This is a genomic window from Aeromicrobium sp. YIM 150415, from assembly GCF_016918125.1.
GTDB lineage: Bacteria > Actinomycetota > Actinomycetes > Propionibacteriales > Nocardioidaceae > Aeromicrobium > Aeromicrobium piscarium.
Window position 1 is genome coordinate 135391 of record NZ_JAERWM010000004.1, and the last position, 13907, is coordinate 149297.

The window sequence follows — 13907 nt, forward strand, 5'->3', positions numbered from 1 at the left end:
GAGAAGCCCCATCGCTCGCTCGCTTCGCTCGCTCATACGACCACCTCGAAGTCGGCGGCCCACTGCTGCAGGTGGAAGACCAGCTCGGTCCACAGACCGCTGACCATGAGCAGACCGGTGACGATCAACAACACTCCCCCGATGATGGAGACCGCGCGCTGGTGTCGTTTGACCACGTCGAGCGCTCCCATGAACCGCGCGAAGAACAACGCGGCGATGATGAAGGGCAGGCCGAGGCCGAGCCCGTAGACGAGGGTCAGCAACGCCCCGCGGGACGCCGTCCCCTCGTTCCCCGCGAGGATGAGCACGGCCGAGAGGGTCGGCCCGAGGCACGGCGTCCAGCCGATGCCGAACACGACTCCGAGCAGTGGCGCCGCCAGCAGACCGACCTTGGGCGCCTGACGCATCCTCCATTGACGCTGCAGTCCCGGGATGGCTCCCACGAAGACCAGACCGAGCACGATGAGGACCGCCCCGGCCACGATCGTCAGGGTGTCGCCATAGGGGCGCAGCCGCTGACCGGCCGCCCCGAACAGCGCTCCGCCGGCGACGAACACGGCGGTGAAGCCGAGCACGAACAGGGCCGAGCCGAGGGCGAGACGCCAGCGCTTGCTGGTGCGCAGGTCCTGCACCCCCACGCCCGAGACATAGGAGAGGTAGCCCGGCAACAACGGCAGGACGCAGGGTGAGAAGAACGAGACCAGTCCGGCGAGAGCTGCCACGGGAATCGCCACGATCAGCGATCCGGAGAGGACGGCATCGCCGAACCAGTCGGTCACTGCGTGCTCTTCCGCACGTATTCGATGAGATCGGTCAGCGTGCCCGCGCCCAGCTCGGGGTCGAGGATGCGCACGGCGACTCGGCCCTCGGAGTCAATGATCCACGTGGTGGGGATCGCCTGCGAGGGCAGTGAGTCGGCGAAGGCGAGCTGGTTCTCGCCGCTGTCGTCGACGATGCTCGGATAGGTGATGCCGATCTTGTCGTTGAAGGCGCGGGCCGAGGCGGGCTTGTCCTGGGTCAGCAGTCCGAGGAACTGGACGCTGGAGTCTTCATAGCTCTCGGCGACCTCTTTGAGGATCGGCATCTCCTTGCGGCACGGCGGGCACCAGGATCCCCAGAGGTTGACGACGATGGTCTGCCCGGCGAAGTCCTCGGTGGAGAGCTCCTCACCCTCGAGGTCGAGGCCGCTCAGCGCGGGTGCCGGCTGGCGGTCGCCGGGGTCGATGGTGGTGACGGTGCCGTCACCACTGATGTAGCCGCCTTCGCCGCCCTCCTCGACGCCGCTGCACGCAGTGAGGACGAGCATCGCGGCAACCCCGAGACCGGCTAGGGCGTGTCGCATCAGGCGCCGCCCACGAACTTGCCCTTGAGCACGTCCGGCAACAGGTGACCCGCCGGCTCGCTGTAGTGCAGCGACACGAAGCGGTCGTCCTCGAAGGTCAGCGAGGTCAGGCTCGCGAGCGAGCACTGGCGCTTGCGCGGGTCGTGGGCGAAGCGCGCACGCTCATAGGCACGCCGGGCGATCCAGATCGGCAGCTGGTGCGCGACGATGACGGCCTCGTGGCCGCGGGCCGCCTCGCGGGCATCGTCGATCGCCAGCTCCATGCGCTTGGCGATCTGCTTGTACGGCTCGCCCCAGGAGGGCCGGACGGGGTTCCAGACCAAGAGCCAGTTGCCGGGGCGCTTCAGGGCGCCCGCGCCGACACCGAAGGTCTTGCCCTCGAACTTGTTGGACGCCTCGATGACCCGCTCGTCATCGTGGATCGGCAGATCGAGGATCTCCGCGATCGGGCGCGCCGTCTGCTGGGCGCGCTCGAGCGGTGACGCCACCAGATAGGTGATGTCGCGGTCTTTGAGCGACTCCGCCACCGTCTCGGCCATCTCGTGGCCGAGCTCGGAGAGGTTGTAGCCGGCGAGCCGGCCGTACAGCACGCCGGCGGGATTGTGCACCTCGCCGTGGCGCATCAGGTGAACGGTGGTCCTGGTGGTCATGGTCGGATCGTCCTCGTTCTCGCGGTCACGGGCGGTCGTCGAGCGCGCGGGCCGCGGCACGGGCGGCCGCCGGCAACGCCTCGGACAGTGTAGTCAGGGCGGCGTCGTCGTGAGCCGCCGAGACGAACCAGGTCTCGAAGGCGCTCGGGGGGAGGTAGACGCCCTGGTCGAGCATGCTGGAGAAGAAGGCGGCGAAGGCCGCGGTGTCCTGGCGCTGAGCGCCGGCGAAGTCGGTCACCGGATCGGTGACCCCCCACATCACGCTGAACATGGTTCCGGCCGCTTGGATGACGTGCGGCACCCCGGCGCCGACGAGGGCCTCCCCGACGAGCTCACGGACTCGCAGCGAGGTGGCGAGGAGATCGGTGTAGAGCTCGGGGGTGGCCAGGCGCAGGGTCGTCAAGCCGGCCGTGGTGGCGACGGGATTGCCGGCCAGTGTGCCGGCCTGGTAGACCGGGCCGGCCGGGGCGAGATGCTCCATCAGGTCGCGACGACCGCCGAAGGCGGCGGAGGGGAAGCCGCCGCCCATGACCTTGCCGAAGGTGACCAGGTCGGGCGCCCATCCCTCACGCTGACCGTCGAGCTCCCAGTGGCCCGCGCGCGCCGCGCGGAAGCCGGTCATGACTTCGTCGCTGATGAACAGGGCACCGTGCTCGGACGCGATGCGCGCCAGCGCCGCGTTGAAGCCCGGTGCCGGCGGCACGAGGCCCATGTTGCCCGGCGCCGCTTCGGTGATGATGCAGGCGATCTGGCCGCCGAACTCGGCGAACGCCGCTTGCACCGCGTCGACATCGTTGTACGGCAGCACGATGGTGTCCGCGGTGACATGCGCCGGGACGCCGGGCGTGCCGGGGATGCCGAGCGTGACGACCCCCGATCCGGCCTCGGCCAGCAGCGGATCGACGTGCCCGTGATAGCAGCCGGCGAACTTCACGACGCGGTCTCGTCCGGTGACGCCGCGAGCGAGGCGGATCGCCGACATGGTGGCCTCGGTGCCCGAGGTGACCAGGCGGACGGACTCGACGCTGGTCCGCTCGACGATCTCCTCGGCGAGGGCGACCTCCGGTTCGGCGGGCGTGCCGAACGAGGTCCCGCGTGCCACGGCCTCCTGCACCGCGGCGATGACCTGCGGATGCGCATGGCCCAGCAGCATCGGCCCCCACGAGCCGACGAAGTCGACGTAGCGGTTGCCGTCGACATCGGTGAGCCAGGCACCCTCGCCGGAGGTCATGAAGCGCGGGGTGCCGCCGACGGCCTTGAAGGCGCGGACCGGCGAGTTCACCCCGCCCGGAGAGACGCGACGGGCGCGCTGGAACATATCGGCGGAACGGTCAGTGGGCACCTCGCCATTGTGCCAATTGGCACAAGCGCGGATACCGCAGGCCCGGAGTGGCCGTGACGACCACCACAGCGAGCCGTAACCTCGCGTCCACATCCTCGTTGGGTGGAGTGTCACGCAACTTCGGGTTACCGTGTGAGACGGGTCTCATACGCCCGGGGAGGGAGTCCTGGTGAGTAGTTCATGGCGCACACTGCCGCGCTGGCAGCGCATCGCAGCCGTCGTTCCCGCTGGTCTGCTGGTCGGAGCGACGGCCGTCGCCGTGGCCGGCCCGGGCCTGGCGACCGCCGACAGTGAGTACGGCGCGATCCCGGAGGTGCCCGATACGCCCTTCGAGTCGCCGGCCAGCGTCGAGAAGGCTCCCGCGGGCATCGACCCCAAGGCGGGCGCCGAAGGAACCCTGGACTCCCTCGCCTCCGACGGCATTCCGCAGGTGGCGGCGAACGCCTACCGGCGCGCTGCCGGCCTGCTCAAGCAGGCCGACGCGTCCTGCAATCTCCCGTGGCATCTCGTGGCCGCCATCGGCAGGGTCGAGTCCGATCACGGCCGCGTCAACGGCAACAACCTCGATTCCGACGGCAACGCGCAGCCGGGCATCTACGGCATCCCGCTCAACGGCAAGAACGGCACCGCGCTGATTCGCGACACCGATGACGGCAAGCTCGACAAGGACACCGAGTTCGATCGCGCCATCGGTCCGATGCAGTTCATCCCCACCACCTGGGATGCCGTCGGCATCGACGCCGACCAGGACGGCACCAAGAATCCCCAGAACATCCACGACGCGGCCACGGCCTCGGCGATCTACCTCTGCGCCGGGGACGGCGACCTCTCCGCGCGCGACGACCTCAAGGCGGCCGTCAAGCGGTACAACAACTCCGACGAGTACGTCGATCTCGTCCTCAAGATCTCCGATGCCTACAGCAAGGGCAACTTCTCCACCGTGCCCACCGGGAGCTCCAAGTCCTCGGTCCTGACCAGCTTCGAGCGCGACCAGACGATGACCCCCGCCGAACGTCAGCAGGCGACCGAGCGTGCCCAGCGGGCCGCGGAGCAGAAGCGCGTCGAGGAGGAACAGCGGCGGTCCGGCGGCGGTAGCGGCGGCGGAGGTGGCGGCACCGGCGGAGGCGACGGTGGCAGCGAGCCGCCGCGGTTCGAGACACTGCCCGAGACCAACCCGGCTCCTGGCGGAGGCGGTGGGAGCGGCTCCGCACCTCGCGGTCCCGTCAGCGATGTCACGGACCCCATCACCGACGGCGTCGACAACACCGTCGACGGCGTTCCGGTCGTCGAGGATGTCGTCAAGCCCGTCACCCGGCTCATCTCCAGGCTGGCAGGCGGAGTCGACTGGGTGTTGAACTCGACCGACTGCCGTGCCAAGAGCGTTCGCCTGACCGACCCCCGTGGCAACGAGGGCCGCTACCAGCAGTGCATGACCAGCCGCGGTTACGAGCCCCACTGATCCGCGGCCGGTAGCCCATCGCGCCGAGGCGTGAACGGAAGCGGTGACCTACGCACGTCTCAATCCGGTTGAGAGGTGCGTACGTCACCGCCCACCGCGACGAGAGGTGCGTACGTCACCGCCCACCGCGACGAGAGGTGCGTAGGTCACCGCCGGCCGCGGAAGGGCGCTGACCCACCGCCGCCGGAACGGTCAGCCGCGTAGGCGGCGGGCGATCTCGGCGGCCCAGTAGGTGAGGACGATATCGGCACCCGCGCGCCGGATCGAGAGCACCGATTCGTCGATCGCGCGCTCCCGGTCGATCCACCCCTGGGCGGCGGCGGCCTCGACCATCGAGTACTCGCCGGAGACGTTGTAGGCGGCGACCGGGACATCGGCTTCGCGCCGCACGTCGGCGATCAGGTCCAGATAGGACAGCGCCGGCTTGACCATGACGATGTCGGCGCCCTCGGCGAGGTCGAGCAGCGCTTCGCGCACCGCCTCGCGGGCGTTGGCAGGATCCTGCTGGTACGTGCGCCGGTCTCCCTGCAGCGAGGAGTCGACCGCTTCCCGGAACGGCCCGTAGAAGGCCGAGGCGTACTTCGCCGCGTACGCCAGGATCACGGTGTCGAGATGGCCCGCGGCATCGAGCGCTTCGCGGATCGCCGCGACCTGGCCGTCCATCATGCCGCTGGGACCCACGACATGCGCGCCGGCCTCGGCCTGCACGACACCCATGTGCGCGTAGATCTCGAGCGTGGCGTCGTTGTCGACACGGCCCCGCGCGTCCAGCACGCCGCAGTGGCCGTGGTCGGTGAACTCGTCGAGACACAGATCGGCCATCACGAGGGTCGCATCGCCGACCTCGGCCCGCGCATCGGCGATGGCGAGGTTGAGGATGCCCGCCGGATCGACCGCACCCGAGCCGACCGCGTCCTTGTGCTCGGGGACCCCGAACAGCATGACGCCGCCGAGGCCGAGCTCCGCGGCTTCCGCATAGGCCGCCTTGGCCGAGTCGCGGGTGTGCTGCACGACTCCGGGCATGCTCGCGATGGGACGCGGCGCGTCGAGACCCTCGGCGACGAACATCGGCAGCACCAGCTGCGATGCGTCGACTCGGGTCTCGCGCACCAGCGCCCGCATCGCGGGCGTGCTGCGCAGCCGGCGCGGCCGATCCGCGGGGAACATCAGCTCTTGCGGCGCTTGGTGCGCTGCGAGGGCTTGGTCACCGGGTCACCGGCCTCGATGAAGGCGTCCCGGCGCTGGGCACCGAACTCGGCGAGCGCGTCGGCGAGCACCTCGACCGAGGGCTTCTCGGCGAGGACATCGACCCGCAGACCATGCTCCTCGGCGGTCTTCGCGGTGGCCGGGCCGATGCAGGCGATGATCGTCGACTGATGCGGCTTGCCGGCGATGCCCACGAGGTTGCGGACGGTCGAGCTCGACGTGAACATCACGGCGTCGAACTTGCCCGACTTGATCGCCTCGCGGGTGGGCGCCGGCGGCGGCGCTGCCCGGACGGTGCGGTAGGCCGTCACATCGTCGACCTCCCAGCCGAGGTCGATGAGCCCGGCGACGAGGGTCTCGGTCGCGATATCGGCCCGCGGCAGGAAGACCCGGTTGATCGGATCGAGGAGGTCGTCATAGGGCGGCCAGTCCTCGAGCAGACCGCGCGCGGACTGCTCACCGCTCGGGATGAGATCGGCGCGGATCCCCCACTGGGCGATGGCCTCGGCGGTCTTCTCCCCCACCGCGGCGATCTTCAGACCGGAGAAGGCCCGGGCGTCGAGTCCGTACTCGTCGAACTTCTCACGCACCGCCTTGACCGCGTTGACGCTGGTGAACGCGATCCACTCGTAGCGCCCCTCGACGAGACCGCGCACGGCCTTGTCCATCTGCTGCGGGTTGCGCGGCGGCTCGACCGAGATGGTCGGCACCTCCTCGGAGACCGCCCCGAAGCCGCGCAGACGCTGCGCCAGCCCGGCGGACTGCTCCTTGGTGCGGGGCACGAGGATCCGCCAGCCGTACAGCGGCTTGGTCTCGAACCACGAGAGCGCCTCGCGCATGCCGACGATATCGCCCACGACCGTGATCGCCGGCGAGGTCATCTTGGCGGCCTTGGCATCGGCGGCGATCGTCTTGAGGGTGGACACCACCGTGGCCTGCTCGGTGGTGGTGCCGACGCGGGTCATCGCCACCGGCGTGGTCTCGGGGCGACCGGCCGCGATGAGCGCCTTGGCGACCTCCCCGATCCGCGCCACGGCCGACAAGAGCACCAGGGTGTCGTCGTCGGCGTGCTCGCTCCAGTCGATGGAGGCATCGCCGACGCTCACCACGGTGTACTCGCGGTGCTGCTTGCTGGTCAGCGGGACGCCAGCGTAGGCGGGGACGGCCGACACCGAGGAGACCCCCGGCACGATCTCGAAGCCGATACCCGCCTTGTGGCAAGCGAGCGCCTCCTCCGGACCGGTGGCGTAGGTGAACGGGTCACCCACCATCAGTCGGACGACGTGCTTACCAGCCTTGGCGTGCTTGACGACGAGCTTCGAACGGGCGGCGGCGGTCAACTCATTGCCGTCGTTGTCGCGACCCGCGTCGATGATCTCGGCGTCGGTGGTGACGAGCAGGGCCTGCTCGGGCGTCTCGGTGATGACGACATCGGCCGTCGCGAGCAGCTCGGTGGCCCGCACCGTCAGGAGGCTGGCATCGCCCGGTCCGGCTCCGACGAAACTCACCTGGCCGAGGGCCGGGGCGGTCGATACGGGCGTCACGGGCGCTTCCATGGCGGTGGTGGTGGTCAAGGTCTTCCCTTTTCTTGACTGTGGAGTCGTGGTCTGCCGGGTGGTCATGGGGCTGGGGTACTGGCCTGGACCAGTCGGTCGGCGCCCTCAGCGAGCATCTCGGCAGCGAGACGTTCACCGATCGCCACGGCCTCGGAGGGAGGTCCGCTGGCGGACAGGCGGATGGATGGGGATCCCGAGATATCGCCGACGACGGCGCGGAGCCACAGCTCCTCGCCCTCGTTGACGATCTCGGCGAGCGCTCCGACCGGAGCGCTGCAGCCTGCCTCCAAGGTGGCGAGGAGGCTGCGCTCAGCACTGACGGCGGCCCGGGTGTCCGGGTCGTCGAGAACGCTGAGAAGGCGATGGGTGTCGGCATCGTCGGCGCGGCACTCGCAGGCGAGCGCCCCTTGGCCGGGCGCCGGGAGCATCTGGATCGGGTCGATCGCCTCGGTGATCTCATCGGTGCGGCCGAGGCGGGCGAGCCCCGCCCGGGCCAGGACGACGCCGTCGAGCTCACCGGAGGTCATCTTGCCGATGCGCGTGTCGACATTGCCGCGCAGGCCGGTGATCCGCAGACCGAGGCCGAGGGCATTGAGCTGGCTCACACGGCGCGGTGATCCCGTGCCGACGAGCGAGCCGGCCGGAAGCTCGGCGAGGGTCAGGCCATCGCGCGCCACGAGCGCATCGCGCGGATCCTCACGCTGCGGGATGGCCGCCAGCGTGAGTCGCGGATCGGCATAGGTCGGGAGGTCCTTGAGTGAGTGCACCGCGAGATCGACCTCGCCCGAGGCCAGCGCGTCGCGCACGGCGGCGACGAAGACGCCTTGACCGCCGAAGGTGCTGAGCGGCGCGCTGGAGCGGTCGCCCAGCGTGCTGATCGTCACCAGCTCGACATCGGCACCGGTCTCGGCGCGCAGCCGATCGGCGATATGCGAGGACTGGGTCACGGCCAGCTGGCTGCCGCGGGTCCCTAGCCGCAGGGTCGTCACGAGGGCTCACCTCCCACCGCGGTCACCGCTCGGACGGTGGTCTGGTCGAGGGCGAAGAGATCGGCCAGGGCGTCGGCGTAGGTCAGGCCCTCCGGACCGTCGACCAGCTCCTTGACGCGCACCGTGGGGGCATGGATGAGCTTCTCGGCGACACGGCGCAGCGCCTGGCCGACCTCGCGGCGGGTGTCGTCGTCGACATCGTCGCCGAGCCTCGCCAGCACGCGCTCGGTCTCGGCCGCGACGACCTCCGTGGCCATGCCACGCAGTGCGACGACGGTGGGGGTCACCTTCGAGGCGTTCTTGGCGGCCAGGAAGCTGCGGACCTCGTCGGCGACGATGCCCTGCACCTGGCGGACGTCGTCGGCGAGCTCGGCATTGGCCGCCTGTGCGGCCAGCACCTCCAGGTCGACGACCTCGACGGAGGGCAGCGTGCGCACGTCTCCGGCGACATCGCGCGGCAGCGCGAGGTCGATGACGCTCATCGGGCGGTCCCCCGCCGCCGCGCCGATGCGCTCGCGATCGAAGACCGTTCCGGCGGCACCGGTGCAGGTGATGAGGACATCGGCCGCGGAGAGCTCGACATCGAGCGCCTCCCAGCGCACCGCGCTGACTCCGTAGGCGGCGACGAGCTCGAAGGCCCGCTGGAAGGTGCGATTGGCGACCCAGATGCGCTGCGGCTCCACGCCGCGGTCGACGAGCGTGCGCACCGCGAGACTCGCCATGGTGCCGGCGCCCGCGACGAGGATCCGCGAGGACGGTGCGGTGACGACATCGCCCGCGGCGTCGAACCCGGCGGTGACGATCGACGGCGCGAGCCGGTCGATGCCGGTCTCGGCGTGACCGCGCTTGCCGATCCGCAATGCCTGCTGGAAGAGCGTGTTGAGCGCCGACCCGACCGTGGACTCGGCCTGGCCCGAGGAGAGGGCGTCGCGCACTTGCCCGAGGATCTGGCTCTCGCCGAGGATCATCGAGTCCATGCCGGACGCCACACCGAACAGGTGCGCGACGGCAGCCTCGTCGTAGTGCACGTAGACATGGCGGACGAGCTCCTCGCGCGTCAGCCCGGAGTGCTCGGCCAGCAGACGCGAGACCTCGTCGACGGCGCCGTGGAAGCGCTCAGCTTCGACGTAGACCTCGACCCGGTTGCAGGTCGAGATGATCGCGGACTCGCTCACATACTCGTTCTCGAGCACCCGATGCGAGAGCTTGACCGAGGAGTCGGTGTCCAGCGCGACCCGCTCCAGCAGGTCCACCGGCGCCGACTTGTGGGACATCCCCACGACCAACACGCTCATGCCGCCACCGCCTGAAGAAGAACACGATAGGCCGATACCGGCATGAGAAGCCTCGTCGTTCGCTCGCTGCGCTCGCTCATCGGGATACCCCCGCTTCCTCGCGCGGGTGGCCCTTGCGCTGCTCGTGGTAGGCGAGGATCTGCAGCTCGGCCGCGACATCGACCTGGCGGACGTCCACGCCCTCGGGCACTCTGAGGGCCACGGGCGCGAGATTGAGGATGCTCGTGACGCCCGCGCCGACGAGCTGGTCGGCGACGTCCTGGGCGGCCTGGCCCGGTGTCGCGACGATCGCGATGGACACCGACCGCTCGGTGATGATCGTCTCGAGCTGGTCGATCGACTCGATGGAGAGATCCCCGACCTGCTCGCCGACCCGTGCCGGGTCGGCGTCGACGACAGCGACGATGCGACTGCCGCGCGAGGTGAAGCCGGGATAGGCCGCGAGGGCCGTACCCAGGTTGCCGGCACCGACGAGGACGACATTCCAGTCCTGGGTCTGCCCGATGGCCTGAGCGATCTCGGCGCGCAGATGGTCGACGTCGTAGCCGACGCCCCGGGTGCCGTGCGATCCCAGGTGGGAGAGGTCCTTGCGGACATTCGCCGAGGAGACGCCGGTGGACTCGGCGAGCTGATCGGACGAACAGGTCTGCGACCCCTGGGATCGCAGTTGGGTCAGCGCCCGCAGGTACAGCGGCAGCCGAGCGACGGTAGCGTTGGGGAGGCCTCGGTCGCTGCTCGAGGCACCCGTCAGCCGGGATCTACGCGGAAGAATGGTCACGGTACTCCTGCGCCGATCGACTCGATGCGACCAGTGGAAGGCCGGTCAGAAGGCGCTTCGACAGTCTACGAGTTGGTGAAGGCGTTCACAAAATCGAGCGAATGCCGCGCTGATCACGGCATGGGGCGCCGAGCGTCGTAGGCGAGGAATCGACGCGCGCTGAGCACCGCGAGTCCCACGCCCGCCACGCAGAGCACACCGCCGATCACCATGGCCCGGCCTTCGCCGAAGATGCTCGCGAGCGAGCCCATCAGGAAGTCGCCGAGACGCGGCCCGCCCGCGACCACGACCGTGAACACGCCTTGCATCCGTCCGCGCATCTCATCGGGCGCCGCCGTCTGCAGCATCGTCGAGCGATACGCGGCGCTGACCATGTCGGCCGATCCGGAGAGCGCGAGCAGAGTGACCCCGAGCCACAACGCGCCCGGCAGTCCGATGGCGGTCACACCGGCGAGCGCCACCGCGACTCCGTACGCCAGGACCGCGACGACGATGGCGACTCCGTGACGATGCACCCGGCTGATCCATCCCGAGACGCAGAAGGCGAGGAAGGACCCGATCGCGGGAGCCGCCTGGAGCAGGCCCAGCACCCAGGCACCGTCCGCTCCTCTGCCTCCGGCGAGGTAGACCGTCGCGGCGAGCGCCGGGAAGGCGGCGCGGGGTTGCGCGAGCACCATCGCGCACATGTCGAGCACGAACGAGGTCCGCAGGTTCGGCGCCTGGCGCAGGAACCCGAGACCGTCGATCACCGAGCGGAACCCGGGAACGGGTGCGCGCTCACCCGGGGGCAGCGAGGGCAACCGCAGGATCGAGTAGATCGCCGCCGTGAACAGCACCGCATCGACGATGTAGACCGAGCGGACGCCGCCAGCCGCGATCAGGCTGCCGCCCAGCAGCGAGCCCACCGTGAAGCTCAGCGTGAAGGAGGCCATGCCGAGGGCGTTGGCGGCGGGGAGGACCTTCATCGGCAGGAGGCGCGGCAGCATCGCCGCGCGCGCCGGGTTGTTGACCGCGAACATCGCCGACTGCACCGCGACGATCGCGTAGAGCACCTCGACCCGTTCCCAACCGGCCAGGACGTGCGCCACGAGCGCGAGCGAGCAGGCCCAGAGCCCGAGCGCCGAGACGAGCGCCACCTTCCGGCGGTCGAAGGCATCGACGAGCGTTCCGCCGTAGAGACCACCGAGGACGAGGGGCAGGAGCCCGAACAGGCCGATGAGCCCGACCGCGAAGGACTCGCCGGTCAGGTGGTACGCCTCGAACGAGATCGCCACGAGGGCCATCTGCTGACCGAACGCCGAGATGGTCTGCCCCGTCCAGAGCCGGCGGTACGCCGGTGACACGCGAAGCGGGGTGAGGTCGGGCAGGACCGAGCGAGCGGACACCCGATCGATCTTGCCACGCGACGGTCAGGGCGCTAGGCGATCCCTGGACCACCGTCCGTCCTCACGACGGAACCGCACGCGGTCGTGGAAGCGATTGCGCCGACCCTGCCAGAACTCCACCGTCTCCCAGCCGATCCGATAGCCGCCCCACGACTCGGGACGCTCGACCTCCGCTCCGGCTCGTTCCACCTGCGCATAGCGGCGCTCGAGCTCGTCGCGGTCACCGACCGGCTCGGACTGGGGCGAGGCGATCGCCGCGAGACGACTGCCGAGGGGCCGGGCGGCGAAGTAGGCATCGGACGCCGCCGGATCGATGCGCTCGACCGCCCCCTCGACACGGATCTGCCGCTGCAGCGGGTGCCAGGGCATGACGACGGCGGCTCGGGGATTGACCGCCAGCTCGCGGCCCTTGCGCGAGGTGTAGCTCGTGAAGAACACCAGCCCGCGCTCGTCGAGCTGCTTGAGCAGGACGGTGCGTACCGAGGGCATGCCCTCCGGAGTCGCGGTGGCGAGCACCATCGCATTCGGCTCATCGAGACCGGCAGCGATCGCGTCCGCGAGCCAGCGTTCGAAGAGGGCGATCGGGTCGTCGCCGGCGTCCTGCTCGCTCAACCCGGCGGCCTCGTACTCGTGCCGCAGCGCGGTGAAGTCAGCGGAGTCCATGTCCACACCGTAGGCATAGGCAAGGCACAATGCAGACATGACTGAAGTGCATCACGGACTAGAGGGTGTCATCGCGTTCGAGAGCGAGATCGCGGAGCCCGACAAGGAAGGATCGGCGCTTCGGTACCGCGGCGTCGATATCGACGATCTCGTCGGCCGCGTGCCCTTCGAGAAGATCTGGGGGCTCCTGGTCGACGGCGCCTACGAGCCCGGCCTCCCGCCCGCGGAGCCCTTCCCCATCCCGGTCCACTCCGGCGATATCCGCGCCGATGTCCAGAGCGCGATCGCCCTGACCGCGCCCCAGTGGGGCATGGGACAGCTCTACGACATCAGCGACGAGCAGGCCCGCGCCGATCTCGCGCGCACGGCGGTGATGGTGCTCTCCTATGTCGCTCAGGCGGCACGCGGTGTCGGCCAGCCGATGGTGCCGCAGGCGCAGATCGATCAGTGCGACACCATCACCGAACGTTTCCTGACCCGTTGGCGCGGCGAGGTGAATCCTGACCACGCCAAGGCGATCGATGCGTACTGGGTGTCGGCAGCCGAGCACGGCATGAACGCCTCGACCTTCACCGCGCGGGTCATCGCCTCCACCGGCGCGGATGCCGCGGCGGCCCTGTCGGGCGCCGTCGGTGCGATGTCCGGCCCGCTGCACGGCGGTGCCCCCTCGCGAGTCCTCGGCATGATCGAGGAGGTCGAGAGGACCGGCGACGCCCGCGCCTACGTCAAGCGGCTGCTGGACGGCGGCGAGCGATTGATGGGCTTCGGCCACCGCGTCTACCGGGCCGAGGATCCCCGTGCCCGCACGCTGCGCCGCACCGCCAAGGAGCTGAACGCCCCTCGCGCCGAGGTCGCCGAGGCTCTCGAGCAGGCCGCGCTGGCGGAGTTGCGCGAGCGCCGTCCGGATCGGGTGCTGGAGACCAATGTCGAGTTCTGGGCCGCGATCGTCCTCGACTTCGCCCAGATCCCGCCGCACATGTTCACCGCGATGTTCACCTCGGCCCGCACTGCCGGCTGGAGCGCGCACATCCTCGAGCAGAAGCGCACGGGCCGGCTGATCCGTCCGTCGTCGATCTACACCGGGCCGGCTGAGCGTCGTGCCGACGAGGTGGCGGGCTGGAACCCGGCCTGGGCGACCGCCTGATCCCACAGCAAAGGCCCGGCCATCCCCCCGAGATGGCCGGGCCTTTCTGCTGTTCTGAGACTTACAGTAGCCCGGACTAGTCCTTAATGACTAGTCCG

Annotated in this window: 13 protein-coding genes; 2 read left to right on the forward strand and 11 right to left on the reverse strand. The window is 69.9% G+C overall.

The window, feature by feature from the left end; translation table 11 throughout:
- Nucleotides 1-32: 32 nt before the first annotated feature.
- Genes JL108_RS02355 through hemL form a run of 4 tightly spaced genes read right to left on the reverse strand, consistent with a single transcriptional unit; the run spans nucleotide 33 to nucleotide 3310 of the window.
- Entirely contained in the window at nucleotides 33-779 is a 747-nt protein-coding gene (locus JL108_RS02355) for a cytochrome c biogenesis protein CcdA (protein WP_205196714.1), read from the reverse strand.
- Nucleotides 776-1306: a TlpA disulfide reductase family protein gene (locus JL108_RS02360; protein WP_205196719.1), complete on the reverse strand. Its 531-nt coding sequence runs from the start codon at nucleotides 1304-1306 to the stop codon at nucleotides 776-778. The genes JL108_RS02355 and JL108_RS02360 overlap by 4 nt, the downstream gene beginning before the upstream one ends.
- 35 nt (nucleotides 1307-1341) lie before the next feature.
- On the reverse strand, nucleotides 1342-1992 hold the full coding sequence (locus JL108_RS02365) for a histidine phosphatase family protein (protein ID WP_143911228.1): 651 nt from the start codon (nucleotides 1990-1992) through the stop codon (nucleotides 1342-1344).
- Between the two features lie 25 nt (nucleotides 1993-2017).
- Entirely contained in the window at nucleotides 2018-3310 is a 1293-nt protein-coding gene (hemL, locus tag JL108_RS02370) for a glutamate-1-semialdehyde 2,1-aminomutase (RefSeq protein ID WP_240190557.1), read from the reverse strand.
- 193 nt (nucleotides 3311-3503) lie between these two features.
- Here hemL and JL108_RS02375 point away from each other — a divergent pair, with 193 nt between their 5' ends.
- The gene (locus tag JL108_RS02375; RefSeq protein WP_205196723.1) at nucleotides 3504-4793 is read left to right on the forward strand and encodes a lytic transglycosylase domain-containing protein; all 1290 of its coding nucleotides are present in this window, start codon (nucleotides 3504-3506) and stop codon (nucleotides 4791-4793) included.
- A 192-nt stretch (nucleotides 4794-4985) separates the two neighbouring features.
- On the opposite strand, the gene hemB is transcribed toward JL108_RS02375, so the two are convergent.
- The 7 genes from hemB to pdxH all read right to left on the reverse strand — a co-directional run bounded on the left by hemB (nucleotide 4986) and on the right by pdxH (nucleotide 12665).
- A complete protein-coding gene (hemB, locus tag JL108_RS02380) occupies nucleotides 4986-5960 on the reverse strand; it encodes a porphobilinogen synthase (protein WP_205196724.1) in 975 nt (324 codons plus the stop codon).
- Complete coding sequence (locus JL108_RS02385; RefSeq protein ID WP_205197048.1) at nucleotides 5960-7555, reverse strand: bifunctional uroporphyrinogen-III C-methylase/synthase; 1596 nt, start codon at nucleotides 7553-7555, stop codon at nucleotides 5960-5962. Before JL108_RS02385 ends, hemB begins: the two co-directional genes overlap by 1 nt.
- Nucleotides 7556-7617: 62 nt before the next feature.
- Nucleotides 7618-8544, reverse strand: a complete 927-nt coding sequence (gene hemC / locus JL108_RS02390) for a hydroxymethylbilane synthase (RefSeq protein WP_143911224.1) — start codon at nucleotides 8542-8544, stop codon at nucleotides 7618-7620.
- On the reverse strand, nucleotides 8541-9839 hold the full coding sequence (locus JL108_RS02395) for a glutamyl-tRNA reductase (protein ID WP_205196725.1): 1299 nt from the start codon (nucleotides 9837-9839) through the stop codon (nucleotides 8541-8543). Before JL108_RS02395 ends, hemC begins: the two co-directional genes overlap by 4 nt.
- 76 nt (nucleotides 9840-9915) lie before the next feature.
- On the reverse strand, nucleotides 9916-10617 hold the full coding sequence (locus JL108_RS02400) for a redox-sensing transcriptional repressor Rex (protein ID WP_307837160.1): 702 nt from the start codon (nucleotides 10615-10617) through the stop codon (nucleotides 9916-9918).
- A gap of 113 nt (nucleotides 10618-10730) precedes the next feature.
- Nucleotides 10731-12002 (reverse strand): MFS transporter, encoded by a 1272-nt coding sequence (locus JL108_RS02405; RefSeq protein WP_205196727.1) that lies wholly within the window; start codon nucleotides 12000-12002, stop codon nucleotides 10731-10733.
- Nucleotides 12003-12026: 24 nt separating this feature from the next.
- Nucleotides 12027-12665, reverse strand: a complete 639-nt coding sequence (pdxH, locus tag JL108_RS02410) for a pyridoxamine 5'-phosphate oxidase (RefSeq protein WP_205196729.1) — start codon at nucleotides 12663-12665, stop codon at nucleotides 12027-12029.
- Nucleotides 12666-12702: 37 nt separating this feature from the next.
- Here pdxH and JL108_RS02415 point away from each other — a divergent pair, with 37 nt between their 5' ends.
- The gene (locus tag JL108_RS02415) at nucleotides 12703-13809 is read left to right on the forward strand and encodes a citrate synthase 2 (RefSeq protein ID WP_143911220.1); all 1107 of its coding nucleotides are present in this window, start codon (nucleotides 12703-12705) and stop codon (nucleotides 13807-13809) included.
- The last annotated feature ends 98 nt before the right edge of the window (nucleotides 13810-13907 follow it).